Annotated in this window: 20 protein-coding genes and 1 tRNA gene; 5 read left to right on the top strand and 16 right to left on the bottom strand. The window is 65.9% G+C overall.

Annotation, left to right across the window (positions count from 1 at the left end; all coding sequences use genetic code 11):
* Nucleotides 1–198 precede the first annotated feature (198 nt).
* Nucleotides 199–1,524 (top strand): OmpP1/FadL family transporter, encoded by a 1,326-nt coding sequence (locus IY145_RS16770; protein WP_196409259.1) that lies wholly within the window; start codon nucleotides 199–201, stop codon nucleotides 1,522–1,524.
* Between the two features lie 51 nt (nucleotides 1,525–1,575).
* Here IY145_RS16770 and IY145_RS16765 read toward each other — a convergent pair whose 3' ends face one another.
* The 5 genes from IY145_RS16765 to IY145_RS16750 form a co-directional block, all read right to left on the bottom strand.
* Nucleotides 1,576–2,673: an Mrp/NBP35 family ATP-binding protein gene (locus IY145_RS16765; protein WP_196409258.1), complete on the bottom strand. Its 1,098-nt coding sequence runs from the start codon at nucleotides 2,671–2,673 to the stop codon at nucleotides 1,576–1,578.
* Between the two features lie 123 nt (nucleotides 2,674–2,796).
* The gene (locus IY145_RS16760) at nucleotides 2,797–3,108 is read right to left on the bottom strand and encodes a hypothetical protein (protein WP_196409257.1); all 312 of its coding nucleotides are present in this window, start codon (nucleotides 3,106–3,108) and stop codon (nucleotides 2,797–2,799) included.
* Nucleotides 3,109–3,439: 331 nt separating this feature from the next.
* Complete coding sequence (locus IY145_RS25780; RefSeq protein ID WP_246722074.1) at nucleotides 3,440–3,667, bottom strand: GDCCVxC domain-containing (seleno)protein; 228 nt, start codon at nucleotides 3,665–3,667, stop codon at nucleotides 3,440–3,442.
* Between the two features lie 124 nt (nucleotides 3,668–3,791).
* Nucleotides 3,792–3,869, bottom strand: a tRNA-Pro gene (locus IY145_RS16755).
* A 67-nt stretch (nucleotides 3,870–3,936) separates the two neighbouring features.
* Complete coding sequence (locus tag IY145_RS16750; protein WP_196409256.1) at nucleotides 3,937–4,572, bottom strand: MerR family transcriptional regulator; 636 nt, start codon at nucleotides 4,570–4,572, stop codon at nucleotides 3,937–3,939.
* A 283-nt stretch (nucleotides 4,573–4,855) separates the two neighbouring features.
* Between IY145_RS16750 and IY145_RS16745 the strand changes: the two genes are divergently transcribed.
* Entirely contained in the window at nucleotides 4,856–5,956 is a 1,101-nt protein-coding gene (locus tag IY145_RS16745) for a COX15/CtaA family protein (protein ID WP_196409255.1), read from the top strand.
* Between the two features lie 48 nt (nucleotides 5,957–6,004).
* Here IY145_RS16745 and argC read toward each other — a convergent pair whose 3' ends face one another.
* From argC to IY145_RS16725, 4 genes are all read right to left on the bottom strand, one after another.
* Nucleotides 6,005–6,925, bottom strand: coding sequence for an N-acetyl-gamma-glutamyl-phosphate reductase (gene argC, locus IY145_RS16740; RefSeq protein WP_196409254.1), 921 nt, complete (start codon nucleotides 6,923–6,925; stop codon nucleotides 6,005–6,007).
* A gap of 84 nt (nucleotides 6,926–7,009) precedes the next feature.
* Nucleotides 7,010–7,492, bottom strand: coding sequence for a 30S ribosomal protein S9 (gene rpsI, locus IY145_RS16735; RefSeq protein WP_196409253.1), 483 nt, complete (start codon nucleotides 7,490–7,492; stop codon nucleotides 7,010–7,012).
* A 2-nt stretch (nucleotides 7,493–7,494) separates the two neighbouring features.
* A complete protein-coding gene (gene rplM, locus IY145_RS16730) occupies nucleotides 7,495–7,983 on the bottom strand; it encodes a 50S ribosomal protein L13 (RefSeq protein ID WP_196409252.1) in 489 nt (162 codons plus the stop codon).
* Nucleotides 7,984–8,141: 158 nt separating this feature from the next.
* Nucleotides 8,142–9,356, bottom strand: a complete 1,215-nt coding sequence (locus tag IY145_RS16725; RefSeq protein WP_196409251.1) for a cupin domain-containing protein — start codon at nucleotides 9,354–9,356, stop codon at nucleotides 8,142–8,144.
* A 205-nt stretch (nucleotides 9,357–9,561) separates the two neighbouring features.
* On the opposite strand from IY145_RS16725, the gene IY145_RS16720 reads away from it, so the two are divergent.
* Nucleotides 9,562–10,200 (top strand): transglutaminase-like cysteine peptidase, encoded by a 639-nt coding sequence (locus IY145_RS16720; RefSeq protein WP_196409250.1) that lies wholly within the window; start codon nucleotides 9,562–9,564, stop codon nucleotides 10,198–10,200.
* A gap of 3 nt (nucleotides 10,201–10,203) precedes the next feature.
* Here IY145_RS16720 and IY145_RS16715 read toward each other — a convergent pair whose 3' ends face one another.
* A complete protein-coding gene (locus IY145_RS16715; RefSeq protein ID WP_196409249.1) occupies nucleotides 10,204–10,788 on the bottom strand; it encodes a Uma2 family endonuclease in 585 nt (194 codons plus the stop codon).
* A 73-nt stretch (nucleotides 10,789–10,861) separates the two neighbouring features.
* Here IY145_RS16715 and ruvB point away from each other — a divergent pair, with 73 nt between their 5' ends.
* Nucleotides 10,862–11,911, top strand: a complete 1,050-nt coding sequence (gene ruvB, locus IY145_RS16710) for a Holliday junction branch migration DNA helicase RuvB (protein WP_196409248.1) — start codon at nucleotides 10,862–10,864, stop codon at nucleotides 11,909–11,911.
* Between the two features lie 39 nt (nucleotides 11,912–11,950).
* Here the strand turns inward: ruvB and IY145_RS16705 are convergent, their stop codons facing one another.
* Complete coding sequence (locus tag IY145_RS16705) at nucleotides 11,951–12,646, bottom strand: hypothetical protein (protein WP_196409247.1); 696 nt, start codon at nucleotides 12,644–12,646, stop codon at nucleotides 11,951–11,953.
* Between the two features lie 221 nt (nucleotides 12,647–12,867).
* Here IY145_RS16705 and IY145_RS16700 point away from each other — a divergent pair, with 221 nt between their 5' ends.
* Entirely contained in the window at nucleotides 12,868–13,830 is a 963-nt protein-coding gene (locus IY145_RS16700) for a trypsin-like peptidase domain-containing protein (RefSeq protein ID WP_196409246.1), read from the top strand.
* 69 nt (nucleotides 13,831–13,899) lie between these two features.
* Here IY145_RS16700 and IY145_RS16695 read toward each other — a convergent pair whose 3' ends face one another.
* The 5 genes from IY145_RS16695 to IY145_RS16675 all read right to left on the bottom strand — a co-directional run bounded on the left by IY145_RS16695 (nucleotide 13,900) and on the right by IY145_RS16675 (nucleotide 22,759).
* Entirely contained in the window at nucleotides 13,900–15,309 is a 1,410-nt protein-coding gene (locus IY145_RS16695; protein ID WP_196409245.1) for a TolC family outer membrane protein, read from the bottom strand.
* Nucleotides 15,306–18,548, bottom strand: a complete 3,243-nt coding sequence (locus IY145_RS16690) for an efflux RND transporter permease subunit (RefSeq protein ID WP_196409244.1) — start codon at nucleotides 18,546–18,548, stop codon at nucleotides 15,306–15,308. The genes IY145_RS16695 and IY145_RS16690 overlap by 4 nt, the downstream gene beginning before the upstream one ends.
* A gap of 48 nt (nucleotides 18,549–18,596) precedes the next feature.
* Nucleotides 18,597–19,913, bottom strand: a complete 1,317-nt coding sequence (locus IY145_RS16685) for an efflux RND transporter periplasmic adaptor subunit (protein ID WP_246722073.1) — start codon at nucleotides 19,911–19,913, stop codon at nucleotides 18,597–18,599.
* 170 nt (nucleotides 19,914–20,083) lie between these two features.
* Nucleotides 20,084–20,917, bottom strand: a complete 834-nt coding sequence (locus IY145_RS16680; protein WP_196409242.1) for an outer membrane protein — start codon at nucleotides 20,915–20,917, stop codon at nucleotides 20,084–20,086.
* Nucleotides 20,918–21,448: 531 nt separating this feature from the next.
* A complete protein-coding gene (locus tag IY145_RS16675) occupies nucleotides 21,449–22,759 on the bottom strand; it encodes a replication-associated recombination protein A (protein ID WP_196409241.1) in 1,311 nt (436 codons plus the stop codon).
* Nucleotides 22,760–22,991 lie beyond the last annotated feature (232 nt).

Genomic DNA, 22,991 nt, shown 5'->3' with positions numbered 1-22,991 from the left:
GCCCGGCGGTCGAGCGCTGTGGCAAAAACGTGACAGCGTCGGAAATATTCACAAGGGCGCGAGCGATAGCGCTGTCGCGGGTCGCCTGCTCTGATACCTTTCCGGACGATAGTGAGTCGTGGGATACGAACGCCGCCGGGTTGCCGAGTGCTTCTAAATGGCGTGTGAACGGCGACCGATCTGGCGGGGCGATTGATAATGAACGGATATTCCTGGCGCACTCTCGTGTCGGCAGCTGCGCTCACGGCTTCTCTCGCGGCTCCGTCGCTCGCCGCGGACGGTTATTTTCTGATCGGCTACGGCCCGCGTCAGAAGGCTCTGGGCGGCGCGGGCGTCGCCGATTCGCGAGACGCCATGTCACTGTCGCTCAATCCGGCCGGCCTCGTCGATCTCGAGCGCCAGATGCAGCTGGGCGTCACCGCTCTGTTCCCGGAGCGCGGCTATTCGACCGACGGCCTGCCCAAAGTGCTCGCGCCTGGCGACGTCCGCAGCGGGCGGCCGATCTTCCCGGTGCCCCATGACGCCTATGCGGCGCCGATCGACGCCGATTCGGCCTGGGGCACGGCCTCCTACGCCAATGGCGGCATCAACACCTCCTTCGATTTCGGGCACTATCACCCGCCGCTCGGCGGCCCCTTCGGCGGCGGCTATGCGGGCGTCGATCTCGAGCAGGCCTTTTCGAGCTTCGGCTATGCGCGCAAATTCGGCTCGCTGGCGATCGGCGTCGCGCCCACCATCGCGGTGCAGACGATCAATCTTCAGGGCCTCAAATCCTTCTCGCCCTATTCCTCCGACATGTACCATCTGTCCGACAATGGATATGACTGGTCGGTCGGCGGCGGCGTGCGGCTCGGCGTGCAATGGCGGGTGACCGACCAGTTCCGCATCGGCGTCGCGGGCTCGACGCCCATGTTCATGACCCGTTTCCGCAAATATTCGGGCCTCTTCGCCGACAATGGCAGCTTCGATATTCCGGCCAATATCACAGCCGGCGTCGCCTATGATCTGACGCCGGACCTGACCGTCATGGCCGACTGGCGCCATATCTTCTATTCGGGCGTGGCGACTGTCGCCAATTCGAGCTTCCCGGTGCTGCTTAGGTCGCTCGGCTCGCCCGGCGGTCCGGGTTTTGGTTGGAAGGACACGGATTCGGCCGCCTTCGGCGTCGAATGGCGCGTGCAGCCGGGCTTTGCGCTGCGCGCCGGCTATCATTACGTGACCAACCCGATCCCGACGAATTCGGTGACGCTCAACATACTCGCGCCGATCATCAACGCGCATCACGTCAGCGGCGGCCTCAGCTACGCCGTCACCAAAAATTCGACGCTCGACCTCGCCGTCGTCTACGCCTTCAAGAACAATGTGCGTGGTCCCGAGGCGCTGCCGCAGACGCCGGCGACGCCCTTCGGCGCCTATAATCCGGCCGGCAATGTCAATCTCTGGCTGCGCGGCCTCGAGGTCTCGGTCGGCTGGACCTATAAATTCGACCTCGGCGACAATTCTCTGATCCCGACCCATCTCTGAAGACGAGAACGCGGCCGCGGCGCGCCTCAGAGGCGGCCGCGGCTTTTTGCGTCATCCGATGACGATTTTGGGCGGGGCGCGGCGCGACTGCGTCTCCAGCAAATTCTTCACCTTGGCGGCCAGCTCCTTGTAGATCGCCGCATGCGGCCCGTCCGGCGCGGTGGCGACGACCGGCGTGCCGGCGTCCGAGGTCTGGCGGATGGCGAGATCGAGCGGCACCTCGCCGAGGAAGGGCACGCCCAGCGCCTCCGCGTCCTGCCGCGCGCCGCCATGGGAGAAGATGTCGGTGCGTCCGCCGCAATGCGGACAGAGGAAATAGCTCATATTCTCGACGATGCCGAGAATGGGCGTCGACACTTTCTGGAACATTGCGACGCCGCGGCGCGCGTCGATCAGCGCCAGATCCTGCGGCGTCGAGACGACGACTGCGCCGGCGAGCGGCACCTGCTGCGCCATGGTCAGCTGCGCGTCGCCAGTGCCGGGCGGCATGTCGACGACGAGCGCGTCGAGCTCGCCCCAGGCGACCTCGCCGAGCATCTGGCCGAGCGCCTGCGCCACCATGGGGCCGCGCCAGACCATGGGCACGTCCTCCTCGACCAGGAAGCCGATGGACATGATCTTTATGCCATAGGCCTCGAGCGGGATCATCTTGTTGCCGACGACCTCGGGCTTGCCGCTGAGGCCGAACAGGCGCGGCGCGGATGGGCCGTAGATGTCGGCGTCGAGCAGGCCGACACGCCAGCCTTGCGCTGCGAGGCCGAGCGCCAGATTGGCGGAGGTTGTCGATTTTCCGACGCCGCCTTTGCCCGAGGAGACGGCGACGATGTATTTGATCTTCTCGAGCGCGGCGATGGGCCGCCGCTGCGGCGCCTGACCGGGCGGCGGCGCGGCCGGGGCGGCCTGCGGAGCGCGCTCCGCGGTGAGCGTCACGATCGCCGCCTCGATTCCCGGCACGGTCTTGACGGCGCCCTCGACGGCGACGCGCAGCACCTCGAGCTCCTTGGCCCGCGCCGGATCGCCGGTGAGCGAGACGAAGGCCTTGGCCCCCGACACATTGACTCCGCTGACGAGGCCGGCCGCGACAATCGATTTGCCGTCCGGACCGGCGACGCTCTCCAGCGCTTTCAAGACTGATGCTTCATCGGCCACTGTCTTCGCCTTTCGCACGAACCCGCTTTCCGACGCCCTCTTACGAGGGCGTCTTTGGAAGCGTTCTACGCAATCGGTATGCCGATATTCGGCCGATGCGTCTACGGGCTCGCGCGAATCCGACTAGGCTCTCTGCTTCTGAACGAGAGCGTTGCGGATGAGGCCGACGATCGCCGTCACGATCGCGCCCGAGACGCCGCCGCCGACGAGCTGTCCGGCGAAGACGGCGATATCGAAGCCGCCATTGCCCGCCGCCCCGGCGAGCGCCGGAACGAGCGAGGTGAGGATGGAGCCGCCGCCGGCGCCGCCGAGCGCGCCGATGATGGCGTTGGCGACGGGGCCGAGATCGAAACTCTTATTGGCCTTGGCGACACCAGAACCGCCGGCCGCTCCGGCGAAGAGCTGAATGATGAGGTTGATGAGCGTCTCCGACATGGGCTGCGCCTTTCGTTAACGGACTTTGACCGTAACGAAGTTGCGCGTGACCGCGGAATATCAACCCTGCCGAGACTGACAGCGGCGCATTGCTCGCGTCGCGGGCGCCTGGCTCGAGCGCGAACCGCCCACGGGTCCGCGCTCACTTTTTTCCTTCTCGGCTCTCGGCGTAGGGGAATGATCGGGAAAGCGACGGACCGCCGATCTGCTTGCCGGAATTACAACCAGCAGAAACGCTGCGGGCGCTCGTCGACGAGCCCATCGTCGACAAACACGTCGTATGCGCGCGCTCGGTCGAGTCGAGCCGCTCCTGCGATCGGCGCCGATCACGCTATCCGCGAGGGCGGCGCCGATCGTTATCCGCACTTTCTTGCGATCTCTGAATCGGAGGGCACGGCGAGTCGCCGTAAGAGCAAAATACGCAGCAATCGCCGGCCTTGGGCCGGAGCATCGCCTTGCACTTCTTGCATTCGTAAAAGACAACGCAAGCGTCCGCCGGCATCGCTTCAGCGGATTTATGGCCGCAGAATGGACAGGATATCGTAGACACGAGATGCATCGGGTTGCCTTATTTGGCCGACCGACGCTCGCTCACTTTCGATTGACGGCGGGGGACGATTTGGAAGACCAAGCTGGCCTCTATCCGCGAATACTCTCGAAACTCATATGCTCGAGGTGAGCAATGGTCGGAGTGGCGGGATTCGAACCCACGACCCCTTGTCCCCCAGACAAGTGCGCTAACCGGGCTGCGCTACACTCCGATGGGCGCTCTTATAGAGGCCGCCGAAGCCGCTGGCAACGCATGAGCAAGCAGAAGACGCGAGGAATTCACCGCCGCGTCAGCTCCAACATGCGGCGGCATTCGGCGAGATCGACCAGCGCCTGCCGCAACCGCCGCTCGTCCTGCGGGCGCAGACCCACGGCCGGAGCCTCCGAGAGCCGCACGGCCGGCAGCGTCAGCATGGGCGGCGGCTCGCGCGGGGCGAGCGCGACCAGCGATGTGGCCGGCTCCCGCGCCTCCCCCTCCTCCGCGATCTCGCGCAGATCGACCGGCGCGGGCCGCCGCTCCTCACGCGTCGGCTCATCGACATAGGAGAAGAGCGAGACCTCGGCCGCTGGCAGCTCGCGCTCGTCGAAATCCGTGTCGCGCTCGGCGCGCTCGAGCCCGGCGCCCGGGCCACGGGCGCTCTCGATCACCGCGCGCACGCCCTGCTCGCGCAACAGGCGCTGCACGCCCTTGATCGTATAGCCCCGCCCATAGAGCAGATGGCGGATCGCCGCGACCAGCTCGACGTCGCGCGGCCGATAATAGCGGCGCCCTCCGGCGCGCTTGACCGGCTCGATCTCGGAGAAGCGCGTCTCCCAGAAGCGCAGCACATGCGGCGGAAGGTCGAGGCTCTCCGCGACCTCGCCGATCGTGCGGAAGGCGCCGTCGGTCTTGCCGGTCTCGGTCTTGCCGGTCAAAGTCTTTAGCTCCGCTCCCTGCCCGCGCGACGATTCGCACGCTGCTATTTTCCTCCCTGACGTGGCGATTTTCAGCCGGAATTTTTCTCCCCGCCGCCGTTTCCGCTCCGCAGCCCCGTGGACAAGCGCGCGCGGCTCCCCTTAATTGGCTCGCCAGAGCACTATCCGATCCGATTGGATCGGATAGTGCTCCAGCTTTCTTTCGTTGGAGCGAATTCTGATCGATCGAACGATTCCGTTCGATCGGAAAGCGCTCTAGAGCCTCTCACCTCGAGCCGCGCCCATGACCGACTGGATCCAGTTCCCCGCTCAAACGCCCGCCATCGTCGCGCCGCCGAGCGAGGAGAGCGCCACCGATGTGCGCTTGTGGCTGTGGATCATCGCCGCGCTCGTCTTCGCCATGGTGGTGGTGGGCGGCGCGACGCGGCTCACCGAATCGGGCCTCTCCATCACCGAATGGAAGCCGATAGCGGGCGTTCTTCCGCCGCTCTCCGAGGCGCAATGGGCCGCCGCATTCGAGGATTACAAGAAAATCCCGCAGTATCGCGAGATGTTCCCGAACATGGAGCTCGCGCAGTTCAAAACGATCTTCGCCTGGGAGTGGAGCCACCGTCTGCTCGGCCGTCTCATCGGCTTCGTTTTCGCTCTGCCCCTCGCCTGGTTCTGGCTGCGCGGACGCCTGCCCAAGAGTGTCAAGCCGAAGCTCCTCGGCATATTGGCGCTCGGCGCGCTGCAGGGCGGCGTCGGCTGGTGGATGGTGTCCTCCGGCCTCGTCAATCGCGTCGAGGTGGCGCAGGAGCGCCTCGCCATTCATCTGCTGCTGGCGGCCTTCATCTTCTCCGCATGTCTGTGGGTCGCGGGCGGGCTCGGCTATAAGCCGCGCATCATTGTCGCAAGCGGACGCCGTCGCCTCTCCTTTTTCGCGACTGCGCTGCTCGTTCTGGTCTTCGTGCAGATCGGCGCGGGCGCGCTGGTCGCGGGGCTTCGCGCCGGCTACGCCTATAACAGCTGGCCGCTGATGGACGATAATTTCATCCCGCCGTCGGACGAGCTGCTGCGGCTCTCGCCCTGGTGGAGCAATCTCGTCGACAATGTCGCGCTCGTGCAATTCGACCATCGCATGATCGCTTATGTGCTGCTCGCGCTGGCGCTGTTTCACTTCATCGACGCGGCGGGCTCGGCGGGCGGCCGCGTCGCGCGCGGCGCCGGACTATTGTTCGGCCATATAGGCGCGCAGGCCGTGCTCGGCATTGTGACGCTTCTGCTCGTCGTGCCGCTGTGGGCGGCGCTCTCGCATCAGGCGCTCGCCATGGGCGTGCTGGCTGTCGCGACGCTGCATGCGCGTCGCCTGCGCACGGCCGAGGCCGCGGCAGACGACGACTGAGGTCGAACATTCAAAACCGCGCCTATCGTTCGGCGCGGTCGGATGAAGTCAGCTCACCTGCTCCGACAGCATCAACGATAGATTCTGTACGGCGGCGCCCGACGCGCCTTTGCCGAGATTGTCGAGACGCGCGACGAGCAACGCATGACGCCGCTCCTCATGCGCGAAGACGAAGATTTCGAGATCATTGGTTCCGTTCAAGGCGAGCGGATCGAGACGTCCCGACTTCGGCGCCGGAACGACGCGCACATGAGCCGCGCCCGCGTAATGCCGCGCCAGCGCCGCCTCGAGATCGACCGCGCGCGGCCGAGCGAACAGCGCATCGAGCGCGAGCGGAATCGAGACCAGCATGCCCTGGCGGAAATTGCCGACCGAGGGAACGAACAAGGGCGCCGAAGCAAGGCGCGAATAGGCGGCGATCTCCGGCAAATGCTTGTGCTCGAGCGAAAGGCCATACAGCTCGAAAGCCGGCGCCTCGCCTTTCTCGTAAGCCTCGATCATCTGCTTGCCGCCGCCGGAATAGCCGGAGACGGCGTTGATCGTGAGCTTCTCCTGAGGCGCGATCAGGCCCGCGTCGACGAGCGGTCGCAGCAGCGAGATCGCGCCCGTCGCATAGCAGCCGGGATTGGCGACGCGACGCGCGCCGCGGATCGCCGCGGCCTGGCCGGGCGCGAGCTCGGGAAAGCCATAGGTCCAGCCGGGCGCGACGCGATGCGCCGTCGAGGCGTCGAGAATGCGCGGGCCCGCATCGCCCAATTCATCGGCAAGCGCGACCGTCTCCTTGGCGGCGGCGTCCGGCAGGCAGAGGATGGCGATATCGACGCGCGCGAGAATGTCGCGCTTGGCGGAAACCTCCTTGCGCAGCTCGGGCGCAATGGAGACGAGCTCGATCGTCTTTTCGCCCGCGAGCTTCTCGCGAATTTCCAGGCCCGTGGTGCCGGCGTCGCCGTCGATGAAGATTTTCGCCATTGGTCTTCGTTCCGATCCCCGAGGAGACAAATAAAAAGGGCGGCTCGCGCCGCCCTTCGTAGTCGATCGCCGATCGAAAAATAATCAGCGCTTCGAGAACTGGAAGCTGCGGCGGGCTTTGCGCTTGCCGTATTTCTTACGCTCGACCACGCGCGAGTCGCGGGTCAAGAAGCCCTCGCGCTTCAGCGCCGTGCGGAGCTCGGGCTCATAATGGGTGAGCGCCTTTGCAAGACCATGACGCACCGCGCCGGCCTGGCCGGAGAGGCCCCCGCCGGCGACCGAGACGACGAGGTCGTATTGGCCGACGCGATTGGCGACGCCGAGCGGCTGCTGCAGCAGCATACGCAGCACCGGACGCGCGAAATAGACGGCGATGTCGCGGCCGTTCACGGTGATCTTGCCGGTGCCCGGCTTGATCCACACGCGCGCCACGGCGTTCTTGCGCTTGCCGGTAGCGTAGGCGCGGCCGTATTTGTCGAGCTTCTGCTCATATTTCGGCGCGTCGGAAGCTGCCGCGACCGCAGCCTGATTGAGCTCGGAGAGAGAGGAAAGCGTGGTCTCGGCCATGGTCAGGCGCTCTTAGCGTTCTTGCCGTTGCGGGCATTCTTGGGATTGAGGGCGGCGACGTCGAGCGGCTCCGGGGTCTGCGCGACGTGCGGATGCTCCGGCCCCTTGTAGACGCGCAGATTGCCGAGCTGCTTGCGGCCGAGCGGGCCGCGCGGCAGCATGCGCTGCACCGCCTTCTCGACGACGCGCTCCGGGAAGCGCCCTTCGAGGATGAACTTGGCCGAGCGCTCCTTGATGCCGCCCGGGAAGCCCGTATGGTGATAATAGACCTTCTGCTCGCGCTTGCGGCCGGTCAGGATCACCTTGTCGGCGTTGACGACGATGATGTTGTCGCCGTCGTCGACATGGGGGGTGAAGGTCGCTTTGTGCTTACCGCGCAGACGCAGCGCGATCAGGCTGGCGAGGCGGCCGACGACGAGGCCCTTGGCGTCGATCAGCACCCATTTCTTCTGCACTTCGGCGGGCTTCGCCGAATAGGTCTTGCCAAACATGGGAGAGCTATTTCCGTTTTTCTCGGGTCTGCGCCCGTGGGATGGGGCGTGATAAGCGAGCCACGCCTCCCTGTCAAACGGAATCGGGCGCCGATCGGCGCCCAAAACCCCTGCTTTTCCCGGCGATATCCGTGAAAGGTATAATAATACCTCCGCCCTCAGGGCATGATGATCGGCTTGCCGCGCGGGAATTTGGCGATGGTCGCCTCGTCTATGTCGAGATGCTGGGCGACCATGGCCGGCGGCGTATGGGTCAGCCAATCGACGAGCGAGACGTCGCGAAAATGCGCGGCCCGGAAAACCTCGAGGAATTTCAGCTCGCCATCGCCGACATTCTGCACGTAATGGCCATGGGCGCGCTTCACATAGCCGATGTCGCCGGCGTGGAAATCCTGGGTCACCGCCTTGGGCCCGGCGTCGAAGACCGTCATGCGGCCATGGCCCTCGAGCCAATATTGCCACTCGTCGCCATTGGGATGCCAATGCATCTCGCGCAGCGCGCCGGGCGCGAGCGTGACCAGCGCCGCGGCGATCGTCGACGAGACTTTGAAATTGTCGCTGTCGGCGACGCGCACCTCGCCGCCTTTCGTCTTTATGGCGGCGGCGCTCGCCTTCAGCGAGAAGGTGTAGGGATAGGGCGGCGCCCCCTCCGCTCCGGCGGCGGAGGCCTGGTCGGCGGCCAGGGGGCCCGGAACCTCCCCTTGAAAAATATAGAGCTGATTCAGCGGTATATTGGCGAAGGTCTCGGCCGGCAGGCCGAAATTGGCGGCGAGAATTTCGGGCGGTGTGTGCGCAATCCAGTCGGTCACCAGCAAAGTATTGTATTCGGTCGCCTTTCCGTCGTCGAAACAGAGCAGGAACTCGCAGCCGTCCGGCCCCAGCCCCTGCAGTGAATGCGGCTGGCCGGCCGGGAAATACCAAATGTCCCCCTCCTTCACGTCGGAGACATAGGCCCGGCCCTGATCGTCGAGCACGGTGACGCGGCAGGAGCCATAGGAGACATAGCCCCATTCGGCGGCGAGATGCCAATGCATCTCCCTTATCCCGCCGGCGGTGAGCCGCATATCGACGCCGGAAATCTCCTCGGCGATGGCGAAATCATATTGCGTGACCTGCCGCGCCCATCCGCCGTTCTGCACGCGCTTGGGGGCATTGTTGAACGAGGCCCAGAACATGGGCATGTCGCTGACGTCGGTCGGCGGCGGAAACTGCGCCGAGGGGAATTGCCCGCCGAGCGCCTCGCTGTGCGGTCCAGGATCGGTGAGGCTCGCCTTGTTCTGCGCGTTGATCGCGCCCTGGGGCGGCAGATCGGGATTGCCGAAGGAGGGGACCGGACGTCTCGCGATCGTCTCGCGTTTCGATGCCGTGGCCATGTGGTTCTTTCTCCGCTGGAACAAGGGGGAAGGCGACCGCTCCTCTCAGATTGCGCCCACCGGACGAGGGTCAACGGCGCGGCAAAAAACGCGCGATCGATAAAATCCGAGCATTCGGATTGGCGGGCGGGCAAAAGGGCGCGCGCATTCTCACCCCCGACGGCGGGGCGCCTCCACGCTCCCCGCCTGAGTTTCGGGGGGTCGCGTGGTCTATTTTCTCATTCGCGTCTTGAGTCCGCTCGCTTTGGCGCTCGTCGTCTTCGGCGCTTCCGCCGCCAGGGCCGAGTTCGGCGCCGCCGCCGCCAGGGCCGAAGTCCCGCGCGCGAGCTTCGCCGGCGCCGGGGAGCCTACCTCCATCCCCTATGGCTGGATGGATTTCTGCGGACGCCAGCCGCAGGAGTGTCGGCAGACGGTCCTGCCCGCAGCCGACCTCGAGCTTTCCCGCGAGGCGTGGGCGCGGCTGAACGAGATCAATCGTGAGGTGAACGCGTCGATCCAGCCGCTCTCCAATCTCGAGCATTGGGGCACGATCGCCGATCATTGGGACTATCCCACCGACGGCAAGGGTGACTGCAAAATCTATGCGCTACAGAAGCGCCGGCTGCTGATGGAAATGGGCTTTCCGCGCCAGGCGCTGCTCATGACGATCGTGCGCGACAAGAACGACCAGGGCCACGCCGTTCTGACCGCGCGGACGAGCCGGGGCGATTTCATTCTCGACAATCTCACCGACGAGGTGAGGCCGTGGGAGGCGACCGGCTATCGCTTCGTGAAGCGCCAGTCGCAGGAAGACCCGAATGTTTGGGTCGCGATCGAGACGCGGCGGCGCGTGGGCGCGCGGTGAGGCTCAGGCCGAGATCACATCCCGATAGATTTCCGCGAGCGGCACGCTCACCCCGATCGCCGGAAGATCGAGCTCCGCCTCCAGACCGTCGAGAATGCGCACGCCGGCCCAGACCTCGCCCGCGCGGTCGAAGGTCTCTATATGCGCCCGGTCGCGCTCGACCAGCACGTAATGGCGCAGGCTCGGCAGCTTCTGATAGACGGCCCATTTCTCGAAACGGTCGCGCGCCTTGCTGCCTTCGGACATGACCTCGACGAGGACGGTCGGATCGTTCAGCGACGCCGCGCCGGGCTCGAGCGGACGGCAATGCACGATCACGTCGGGCAGCATCGACGATTCCATCGGGGCGTCTCGCAGCCGGAAGCTCTCGATCAATGTCCGGCACGACGACCCATTCGCCCGAAGCCTCTCGCGAACGCCGGTCGAGAGGTTCTGGATGATGTAATTATGCTCCCATCGTGCGCCGACCATCATGCGGACGACGCGGCCGCCGATCAGCTCCCATTTTTCATCGGCGGGCTTGTCGGCGAGAAGTTCCTCGAAATCGTCGAGGGACATATACTCATATTGCGACGAGAGGCGGCTCACGGGCTTTTCTCCTCACGGATAGTCTAGCATAACGCCCTGCCCCGCGCATCCGACACAATTGGAGCCCGATTCTTTGACCACCCCTCCTCGCCGGCTGGTGACGCCCGAACAACGCGACGACGATCCGGACCTCTCGCTGCGTCCGCTCTCGCTCGGCGATTTCACCGGCCAGGAGGCGGCGCGTAAAAATCTCAAAATCTTCATCGAGGCCGCCAAGACGCGCGGCGAGGCGCTCGACCATGTGCTGTTCGTCGGCCCGCCCGGCCTCGGCAAGACGACGCTGGCGCAGATCGTCGCCCGCGAGCTCGGCGTGAATTTCCGCTCCACCTCCGGCCCGGTCATCGCCAAGGCCGGCGATCTCGCGGCGCAGCTCACCAACCTCGAGCCGCGCGACGTGCTGTTCATCGACGAGATTCACCGCCTCAATCCGGCGGTGGAGGAAATCCTTTATCCCGCCATGGAGGATTTTCAGCTCGATCTCATCATCGGCGAAGGCCCCGCGGCGCGCTCGGTGAAGATCGATCTCGCCAAATTCACCCTCGTCGGCGCGACGACGCGCGCCGGCCTGCTGACGACGCCGCTACGTGATCGCTTCGGCATTCCGGTACGGCTGAACTTCTACACGGCGGAGGAGCTGGAGCTGATCGTGCGACGCGGCGCGCGCGTGCTCGGCGTGTCCATGAGCGAGGATGGCGCGCGCGAGATCGCGCGGCGCTCGCGCGGTACGCCGCGCATCGCCGGCCGGCTCTTACGGCGCGTGCGCGATTTCGCCATCGTCGAGAATGCAGGGCAAGTCACGCGCGAGCTCGCCGACCGCTCGCTGGCTCTGCTCGAGGTCGACAGCATCGGGCTCGATGTGATGGATCGCCGCTATCTCGAAATGGTGGCCGTCAATTTCGGCGGCGGCCCGGTGGGCATCGAGACGATCGCCGCCGCGCTCTCCGAGCCGCGCGACGCGATCGAGGACATTATCGAGCCGTTTTTATTGCAGCAGGGTTTTCTCCAGCGCACGCCGCGCGGCCGCCTGCTGACGCCACACGCCTTCCGCCATTTGGGCCTCGCCGAGCCGACGCGGCCCGCGGCGCAGTTCGGATTGTTCGACGGGGATGAAGAGGGAGAGTGAGGTAGAAGCGCTGGACAGAGGGGGCGCTTCCCGAACCTCTCAACGCTCCCGGACAGCCGCAGCGTCGAAATCCAATATCTCCTTCGTGTAAGTCTCGCGCACTTCCGAGATCGGCTTGCCGTCGCCGCCATGCACGATGGCGCGATGCTCGAACAGCGCATGAGGCGGATCGAGGTCTGCCGTCTTCGGCCGCTCGCTCATGAGCGTCTCGCGTGTCTGGCCCTCCCAGCCTGCCGGCAGCGGCGACCAACGCATCTCCACCGAGAATGTGCGACGGAACGGCCGCAGCGGGGCGATCACTTTACCGAAAGGCGCGTCGCTCGTCTCCAGCGCGCGATTCATCTCGGGCGTCAGGCGCGAGGGCACATACCAATTATCGGCTTCCGAGAGCGTATGCTCGCCGCAGGCGAGCGAGACGCGGCGATATTTCACCTTCTCCTCGGCGCCGACGGCCAGTCGCTCGCGTTGCTCGGCGCTCGGCGGCGCGGCGACGCCCGCCGCGACATGGGCGACGATCTTCGGCTCCGCCGCCATATGATGATCGGCGCACCATTTCTCCAGCACCAAAGTCGCGCTGCGGCCCGCGAGCAGCTCCGCATTCAACGTCTCGACCAGCGCCAGCGCCTCGAGACGGCCGATAAAATCATCCGGCCAGGGCGCGCGCGCCCATGTGGGCGCCGCTGCGGACAAAATGGCGAGCCCCGCAAAAGCCGCTCGTCTCATCATCGATCGCATCGCAACGCTCCTCGACTCTGTGATCGCGCGTGAATAACGCAAGAAAACCACGTTGTCGCGCGCCGCAGACGACGGCGATTTCGCGGCGGCCGCGTCCGCGCGTGGCGACACTGTGACGGTTCGAAGGTATTCCGGCGAAGTCCGTGTTTTTGCTTATTGCTAAGCTTGTGAACCGCAACGGCCTCGCATAGTCCTGATCTCGAACGAGACAAGAGGACGCAATGAAGAACGTCGAATACCGTCTTTTCGCTGCCGCCCTTTGCTTGGCGGCCGCTCCCCTTTCCTCCTCCGTGGCGGAAGCCGGCGTCACTCAGCAGGCGAAATTCTCCGCGGCTGCACGGTTCGAGCCGACGAATGTGCTGGTGCTCGGCTCCGAGCGTCGCGCCAACGCCGAACAATACGCTGTGCGTCAAAAGCTCGACGCCGCGTCGCTGAAGCAGGCGCACGCCGCCTCCGGCCTCATCCAATGCGGCCGCGCGCATGGCGCCGGGCAGCTCACGCTCGCCAATAATGTCGTCACCACTGCGGCGCATGTGTTCTTCGACGAGCGCGGCGCCAAGCGGGCGCGCAGCTGCCAATTCGTCACCGAGGTCGACGGCAAGAAGCGCCGCATTCCGGTCGACATGACGTCGATCGTCGCCGGCGCCTCCAAGCCTTATGCGGTCAAGGCGATCAATGATTGGGCGGTGGCGCGCCTCGCGCAGCCGCTCGACGATGTGAAGCCCTATGATCTCGCCGATCAGATCGCCGTCGAGCAGACCGTCGAATTCGTCTCGCGCGGCCACTCCGATTGGCGCGACGCGGAGACCATGTCCTTCGAGGCCTGCCGCCTGCGCGCGCAGACCAATCAGCTGAAGGGCGGCGCGCGCGAATTCGCCTTCGACTGCGGCACCGGCGACGGCGCCTCCGGCGGAGCGGTTCTCGCCGGCGAGCCGCGCGTCAAACTCGGCGCCATTCTCGTCGGCTGGCGCAGCAACGATCCCTCGCATGTCGGGCCCTATTCCTCGACGAACTATAATTTCGTCGTCTCGGTCGAAGGCGCCTTCCGCGAGGCGGTGCTGGCCGCGGCTGGCCATGAGGCGAGCCCGGCGACAGCGAGCGCCGCGCCGGCCGGCGACAAGGCGGCCGAAGGCGACAAGGCCGCCGCGGAGAGCGACAACCGCCGCTCCGCCGGCCGCGACTGACGGGAAAAGGATTTGCGAGCCTCGAGGCTCGCATCTCGGACCATGCATTCAAAACGCCCGGCGTCGCTCTCAGCGGCCGCCGGGCGTTTCGATTCCGCCCCAGGAATCCTTCACCGCCTCGAAATGCGCAGAGGCGTCATAGGCCGTGACGGCGAGGCCGAGCTGTTGCGCCGACAGACGTCCAATGGCGGCGAGCACGGCGTAAGAGGCGACGACACGGTCGCGCTGCGCGACGACGAGCGCCATGCGTGCGCCGAGCAACTCCTGCTGCGCGTTCAAAATCTCCAGCGTGGTGCGCTTGCCGGCCTTGGCCTCCTCGCGCACGCCCGCGAGCGCGCGCTCGGCCGCCGCGATCTGCGCGCTGGCGGCGGCGATCTGCGCCTTGGCGGCCTGCAGCCCTCCCCAATTGGCGCGGGTCAGCGCCATCAGCTCGGCGCGCGCGGCGTCGACGTCGAATTTCTTCTGTCCCGCCGTCTCCTTGGCCTGACGCAGCCGCGCCGAAGTCCCGCCGCCGGAATAGATCGGCACCGATAATTTGCCGAGCAGCTGCGCGCCGAGGGCGCGATTGCCGCGACCGTCGATGTCGGACTCCGTGTACACCTTGCCGACCATCGAGACGCTCGGCAGGAAATCGCTCTCGATCACCCTTATGTCGAGATCGGCGGCCTCGGCGTCATGCTGGGCGGCGCGCACCACTGGATGCTCGGTGAGCGCGACGCGCTCGGCCGCCTCGCGCGTCTTCGGCAGCAGACGATCGATCGGCTCCGCGGGCGCGAGACGCTTCGCCTCGGCGCCCATGATCTGCGCATAGCGCGCGAGGCTGGCGTCGAGCTCGGCGCGCGCCGTCGCCGCCTGCGAGCGGCCGGCGGAGAGCCGCGCCTCCGCCTGGGCGATATCGGTCGGCGTGATCTCGCCGGCCGCATAGCGCTCCTTGGTCTGGCGCAATTGCTCCTCGAGCACGGCGACATGATTCTGCTGCAGGCGCAGCGCCGCCGTGTCGCGCAACACATTCATATAAACGGCGACCGCCTCGAACAACACGCGCTGCTCGAGCAGGCGCAGCCGCTCGCGCCCCGCATGCACATTGGTTTCGGCGGAGAGCGCGGCGTTGCGCGTGCGAAATCCGTCGAACAAAGGCTGCTCGACGCTGAGCACGGCGGAGCGCGGCGGACCGCCGCGATTGTTCTGAATGCTCTCGACCCAGAGCGGCTCGAGGTAGTTGCCATTGTCGTATTCGAAGGACTTTTGCACCGAGCGCCGCCGCTCCACGCCGAGAAAGGCGTCGGCGCGCACGCTCGGGCGGAATTGCGAGAGCGCGCGCGGCACATTCTCGTCATTGGCGCGCTGCCCGGCGCGCGCGGAGTTGATCGTCGGATTGATCTCATAGGCGCGCGCCAGAGCGCCGGAGAGCGTCTCGCCGAACGCCGCGGCGGGCGCGAAAAGGCCGAGCGCCAGAGCGACGAGTGAAACGCGTCTCATAGGTCGGCGCCCCGCGGCTCTGCGACGACCTCGGCCGCCGGCTCGACGACGGCCTCGTCGCGACCGAACAGCGCATAGAGCGCCGGCAGCACGAACAATGTGAGGATCGTCGCGCTGACGAGGCCGCCGATGACGACGGTGGCGATGGGCTTTTGCACCTCCGCGCCCGTTCCCGTGGCGAAAGCCATGGGCAGGAAGCCGAGCGAGGCAACGAGCGCCGTCATCGCCACCGGACGCAGGCGCGTCATCGCGCCTTCGACGATGGCGTCGCGCGGCGCGCGCCCCTGCTGGACGAGTTGCAGAATATAGCTGCGCATCACGAGGCCGTTGAGCACGGCGACGCCGGACAGCGCGATGAAGCCGACGGCCGCGGAGACCGACATGGGCATGCCGCGCAGCCACAGCGCCGCGACGCCGCCGGAGAGCGCCAGAGGCACGGCGCTGAACACGATGAGCGCGTCACGCGCCGAGCCCAGCGCCGAATACAGCAGCAGGAAAATGAGGAAGAAGCACAAGGGCACGACGAGCATGAGCTTCTGCCGCGCGGCGGCGAGATTTTCGAACTGCCCGCCCCAGGAGAGCCAGTCGCCCGCAGCGAGCGTGACTTTCGCCTTCACGCGCTCCTGCGCGTCGGAGACGACCGAGGCGATGTCGCGCCCGCGCACATTGGCGGTGACGACGACGCGGCGCTTGCCGTTCTCGCGCGATATCTGGTTCGGCCCCTCGTGGAAGGAGAAGGCGGCGACCTGCTTCAACGGCACGGTGCGAACGCGCCCCGTGTCATGGCCATGCACCGAAACGGGAAGATTTTCGAGCGCGCGAATATCGTAGCGCAGCTCGTCCTTCAAGCGCACGATGATCGGAAAGCGGCGGTCGCCTTCGAAGACGACGCCGGCGCGCTGGCCGCCAACCGCCGCGCCGATGACATCCTGCACCTCGGCGACGCTGAGGCCGAGATGGGCGATCTCGGTCTTGTCGATCTTGATCTCGAGGAAGGGCAATCCGGCGATCTGCTCGACCTTCACATCCTCGGCGCCGGCGACGCCGCGCAGCACGCCGGCGATCTGCTCCGCCTCCTTGGCCATGGAGTCGAAATCCTCGCCGAACACCTTCACCGCCACATCGCCGCGCACGCCGGCGAGCAGCTCGTTGAAGCGCAGCTGAATGGGCTGCGAGAATTCATAGAGATTGCCGGGGAGCTTGGAGACATGTCCGTCGATGCGGCGGATCAGCTCCTCCTTGGGGAGCTTGGGATCGGCCCATTCCTCGCGCGGCTTCAAGAAAATATAGGTGTCGGTGAGATTGGGCGGCATGGGGTCGGTCGCCGCCTCCGCCGTGCCGGTCTTGGAGAAGACATAGGCGACCTCTGGCGCGCGATGGACCGCGTTCTCGACCTCGTTCTGCATCGCCTGCGATTGGGTGAGCGAGGCGCTCGGAATACGGCCCGCCTGCATGGCGAGATTCTTCTCGTCGAGCGTCGGGATGAACTCCTGGCCGAGACGCGAGGCGAGCAGCAGCGCCAGCAGGAATGCCCCGGCGCCTATGGCGATCGGCTTGCGCGGCGCAGCGATCGCGCCCCGCAGGCGCGGCAGATAGGCGCGCTTCAGCGCCGCGATGAATTTATTCTCGCTCTCCTCTATGCGCCCGGAGACGAGAATGGCGATCATCGCCGGAACGAAGGTGAGCGACAAAATAAAGGCCGCGATCAGCGCCAATATGACAGTCAGCGCCATCGGATGGAACATCTTGCCTTCGACGCCGGAGAAGGACAGCAGAGGCACATAGACGAGGATGATGATGGCTTGGCCATAGACGGTCGGGCGGATCATCTCGACGGCGGAGGCGATGACCGTCTGCAGCCGGTCCTCGAGAGACAGCGCGCGCCCCAGCGCATGACGCCGCTCGAAGAGATGGCGCAGGCTGTTCTCGGCGATGATGACCGCCCCATCGGCGATGAGGCCGAAGTCGAGCGCGCCCATGCTCATGAGATTGGCGCTGATGTGGCCATAGACCATGCCTGTGGCGAGCAGCAGCATGGTGACGGGGATGACCAGCGCCGTGATGAGCGCCGCGCGGAAATTGCCGAGCAGCAGGAACAGCACCAATATGACGAGCAGCGCGCCTTCCGCGAGATTGGAGGCGACGGTGCGGATCGTCGCGTCGACGAGCACGGTGCGGTCGAGGATCGTCTTCGCCTCTATGCCCGGCGGCAGCGAGGCGCGGATGGCGTCGAGCTTGGCGCCGACGGCGGCGGAGACCGAGCGGCTGTTGCCGCCGATCAGCATCAGCGCCGTGCCGATGACGACCTCCTCGCCGTCCATGCTGGCGCTGCCGACGCGCATCTCGCGGCCGATACCGACTTCCCCAATGTCCTTGACGCGCAACGGCACGCCATTGCGCGTCGAGACGACGACGCGCTCTATGTCCTCGATCGTCTCCAGCCGGCCGCCGCTGCGCACCACATAGCCTTCGCCATTGCGCTCTATATAGCCGGCGCCGCGGCTCTGATTATTGCGCTCGAGCGCGGTGGCGACATCGCCGAAGGAGAGGCCGAGCGAGAACAGCTTCATCGCGTCCGGCCGCACGTCGAACTGCTTCACGAAGCCGCCGAGCGAATCGATGCCGGCGACATTGGGCACGGTTTTGAGCTGCGGCTTGACGATCCAATCCTGCACGGTGCGCAGATAGACGGCGCGCTCGAGCTCGTTGCGCAGGAATTGCCCGTCCGGCGTCAGATAGGTTCCGTCATTCTGCCAGCCCGGCTCGCCGTCGAGATATTTGCGTCCCGGCGTCTTCGGCGCATAGCGGATCGCCCACATATAGATTTCGCTGAGGCCCGTGGCGATCGGCCCCATGCGCGCCTCGACGCCGACAGGGAAATTCTCTTTCGCCTCCGCGAGCCGCTCATTCACCTGCTGGCGCGCGAAATAAATATCGAGCTTCTCGGCGAACACCGCCGTCACCTGCGAGAAGCCGTTGCGCGAGAGCGAGCGCGTATATTCGAGGCCGGGAATGCCGGCGATCACATTCTCTATGGGGAAGGTGATCTGCTTCTCGACCTCGGTCGGCGACAGCGCCGGCGCGATGGTGTTGATCTGCACCTGATTATTGGTGATGTCGGGCACGGCGTCGATCGGCAGGCGATCGAGCGACGATGCGCCGATGAGACAGGCGAGCAGAGTTAGCAGCGCGACGAGCCAGCGCTGGCGAACCGAAAACGCGATGCAACGCTCGATCATCTACCGCCACACATTTTCGCGCGCCGCCACCATCGACCGGGCGGGCGGTCAGTCCAACCCTTCGAGTCGCGATTTGCCGAGCTCCGCCTTCAGGACGAAGACATTGGTCGCGGCGACCTGCTCCCCCTCCTCGAGCCCAGCGACGATCTCGATCGACTCGGCGTCGCTCGCGCCCGTCTCGACCTTGCGCTTCACGAACCCGTCGGGCGCGCGCACGAAGACGACGGTTTCGCCCTCGAAGGTGAGAACCGCAGAGCGCGGCGCGCGCAGGCGCGCAGACTTCTCCTCGAGCGCGATGCGCGCCGTCATCGCCGTGCCGGGGCGTAAGCCGAAATCCGCATTGGCGAAAGAAGCGACGGCGCGGCCGGAATGAGTCTCGTGGTCGAGCATCGGGCCGATGAAGACGATGCGGCCCTCGGCCTCGTCCTCGCCGTCGTGAGAGAGGCGCACGCTCTGCCCCTCGCGCACCGCGGGCAGATCGGCGATGGCGACGGCTATATCGGCGAAAACGGTGGTGAGATCGGCGATGACGAAGAGCTCCTTCGTCTGCCCCTCGCCGCCGACCGGCTGGCCGAGATCGGCGCGGCGCTCGATCACCTTGCCGGAGGACGGCGCGCGAATCTCCTTGCGACGCAGCTCGCCGACCGGCTGGCTCGGAAGCGCGGCGATCTCCGTTTCGGAGAGATCGAGCGCGGCGAGTTTTTGCCGCGAAAGATCGACGCGCAGCTTCGCCTCCTCGAAAGCGCCGCGCGCCTTCAGAAAGCTCTGCTCGGCGGAAATCTTCTTCTCGAAGAGCCCCTTCTCGCGCTGGAACAAGGCCGATTGCAGATCGAGGCCGACCTTGGCGGCGAGATAATCGCTCTTGGCGTCGGCGACCTCGCGGCTCTCGATGATGGCGATCACCTCGCCCTTCTCGACCGGATCGCCGAGCTTCTTGCGCAATTCGGCGACTGCGCCGGCCACTTTCGCGGCCACGCGGCCGATGCGGTCCGGATCGACGGAAACGACGGCCGGCGCGACGACGTCGCGCGTCAGCACGCCGGGAGCCGCCGCGACGGTGGCGATTTTCGCCGCTGCGATCTGCTCGGCGGTCAGCCTGACGAGCCCTTCCGCGCCCTTGGCGGCGGAGGCCTCGGCGGCTTTCTCGCCGGCGCCGAACAGCGCTCGAATCGGCGCGGAGAATTGCGGAAACAGCGAACCGAGCAAGGCGCTCGCCAGCAACGCCGCGCCGAAACGCAGCCCGCGCGCGCGAGCCGAATTAGAATAGCTCCAAACAGGGAAGAAGCTCGACCGCCGCTCCCCTGCATCGGTCGGAACGACGTCCGACACCGCCAATCGGCGGAAGATATGGGCCAAGTCTCTCAATCGCATCTCGAGACTTCTTTAACCCGTACGCCCGGCCGCGTCCACGCCGGCGCGCCGGAAAACCGGGCGCCGCGCCTGCTTATTGAACAGAGAGGCCGATGCGCGACGAAAAAAGCCCGGCGCGATGCGCCGGGCTCTCTCGATGACGGGCTCTGCGACGAGCCGGACGATCAATATTTGGCGACGACCGGAGCCGGCGCGCCGAACAGGTTCAGATGATAGTTCAGGCCGACGCGAACCGTGTGGAAGTGGTTCTGCACGCCGCGCTGCTGCGAGGTGAAGGCCGTGGCGGCTCCAGCGGCATTGAACTGGTTGAAGAAGAAGCCCGGCGCGTTGTCGAGCTCGGTGTAGAGATATTCGATCTTGGCCGAGAGATTGGGCAGGAAGGCCCATTCCACGCCGCCGCCGGCGGTCCAGCCGGTGCGGATGTCGCTCTCGGACTGCTGGCCCCAGAAGCCGGCCGTGTCCCAATAGGTGAAGCGGCTGGAGCCTTCGCCATAAGCGAAGCCGCCCGTGCCATAGACGAGCAGGGTTGGCAGCACGGCGTAGCCGACGCGGCCGCGCACCGTGCCGAACCAGTCGATCGTATGACGGGTGGTCAGCAGCGGGAAATAGCCGACATTGGAGCCGACGCCCTTCGACTGGCCGGTCAGATCGGCCGCCTGGATGTCCGCCTCGAGGCCGACGACGAAGCCGGTGTTGGCGTATTGATAATTGTAGCCGATCTGGCCGCCGCCGAGGACGCCGCTGATGTCGGACGACGGATAATTCCAGGCGACGCCGGTCGGCGCGCCGCCGGGGCCGAACTCGACACCGGACAGGCGATAGGACTCCGTCCAGCCATAGCCGACGTTGACGCCGCCATAGACGCCGGTCCAGCTGAAAGCGGGAGCGACGGGAGCGACGAAAGCCGGAGCGCCCTTTTGCGACGGAAGGTCGGCCGCCAAAGCCGGAGCGGCGGCGAGAGCCAGCGCGAGCGCGCCGACTGCGGAAAACGTCTTCATGGGTTCCTCACTCGAATCAGTGCGGCCGTCTTTCCTGCGCCCCCCGACGCTGATTGGTCCGAGCGGCCGCTCGGTGTTGCCGATCCAGCGTGTACTACGCCTCGGCGCAAAGCCGCGTCAACGCTGGACAGCCCCCTCTGCTTGGCTCGCATGCGATTTTATTTCGATTGTGACAATTCCATCACAATGAATACTCGTTTCATGACGCTATGCGCTTGACATTGTAGGAAAACACGAGCCAGGACACGATTCGCAACAGCGGGGCAAAATGTCTATTTTATTGTGTTATTTCAATATGCTGAATGATATCCGACGCATGTCTCGGGACGTTGTCGGCCGCCGACCGGGAGTCGCGCGTCGATGCGACGCAGCATCGAGCCGAACTATCTGTCAAAGATGAGACGCGAGGCGACAAGCATTCGTTGCGCAGACGGCATGTCGCAGCGACGATTCGACGCGCGAAACTGAATCTTCTTCAATGACTTGGGTGGATCACTTGGGTGGATCGGAGCTGCGGCGCTCGCGCGCGCGTCAGGAGCCGCGCCGCTCGCGACGCAGCCGCTCCCAATAGTCGAGCCGCTTGGCGATCTCGCGCTCGAAGCCGCGTTCCACCGGGCGATAGAAGCTCTGCCGGCCGAGCGCCTCGGGCCAATAGTCCTGGCCGGAGAAGGCGTCGGGCTCGTCATGGTCGTAGCGATAGCCCTCGCCATAGCCTTCGCTCTTCATCAATTTCGTCGGCGCGTTGAGGATCGTCTTGGGCGGCGTCGGCGAGCCGCCCTCCTCCGCGAGGCGGCGGGCCGCCTTATAGGCGACATAGCCGGCGTTGGATTTGGGCGCGGTCGCCACATAGAGAACCGCCTGCGCGAGCGCCAGCTCGCCCTCCGGACTGCCCAGAAAATCATAGGCGTCCTTGGCGGCGTTGGCGACGACGAGCGCCTGCGGATCGGCGAGGCCTATGTCCTCGACCGCCATGCGGACGATTCGGCGCGCGAGAAACAGCGGGTCTTCGCCCGCCACGAGCATGCGCGCGAAATAATAGAGGGCGGCGTCCGGGTCGGAGCCGCGCACGCATTTGTGCAGCGCGCTGATTAGATTGTAATGGCCCTCCTGCGCCTTGTCGTAGATTGGGGCGCGCCGCTGCACCACTTCGACGAGCCGGGCGCGGTCGAAAACCTCGCCCTCGCCGGCGGCGCGCCAAACATCCTCGGCGAGCGTCAGCGATGCGCGGCCGTCGCCGTCGGCCATCGACGCGAGCGCGGCGCGCGCATCCTCGTCGAGCGGCAGGGGGCGGCCCTCGCTCTGCTCGGCGCGCTGCAGCAGCTTCTCGATCGCTTCGGCGTCGAGCGATTTGAAGACCAGCACGCGGGCCCGCGACAAAAGGGCGGCGTTGAGCTCGAAGGAGGGGTTTTCCGTCGTCGCGCCGATGAGCGTGACCGAGCCGTCCTCCATCACCGGCAGAAAGGAATCCTGCTGGCCACGGTTGAAGCGATGAATCTCGTCGACGAAGAGCAGTGTGCCCTGCCCCATTCCGCGGCGCGCGCGCGCCGCCTCGAAAGTCTTCTTGAGATCGGCGACGCCGGTGAAGATCGCGGAAATCTGCACGAAGGCGAGATCTGTCTCATGCGCCAACAGGCGCGCCACCGTCGTCTTGCCGGTGCCCGGCGGACCCCAAAAGATCAGCGAGCCGATCGAGCCGGAACGGATCGCGCGCGTCAGCGCTCCGTCCGGACCGACGAGATGATCCTGGCCGGCGACCTCCTCCAGCTTCTGCGGACGAAGGCGGTCGGCGAGCGGATGCGGCGCATTGCGGTCGAGCCCGGCGGCGGCGAACAAATCACTCATGGGGGCCATTATAGACGATCGCCGGAACGGACGCCCCGCCCCGCGCCCGAGCGGGATTTTTAAAAAGCCGGAAGCGGCTCTCCGATCGAAACCCCGCCCGACCTGTAGTTCGTAGTTTCCGAACCTTTACCTTTGCCGGGCCTGTTTAACCGACGGTTAACCATTGGGGGAGTATTACGATTCTGTAAAATTTTACCGACCCTCCCTGTTCTCTCGTGGCGTTCTTTCTGGT

The organism is Methylosinus sp. H3A, from assembly GCF_015709455.1.
Lineage (GTDB): Bacteria > Pseudomonadota > Alphaproteobacteria > Rhizobiales > Beijerinckiaceae > Methylosinus.
This window is presented reverse-complemented; position numbering and strand designations above follow the sequence as displayed.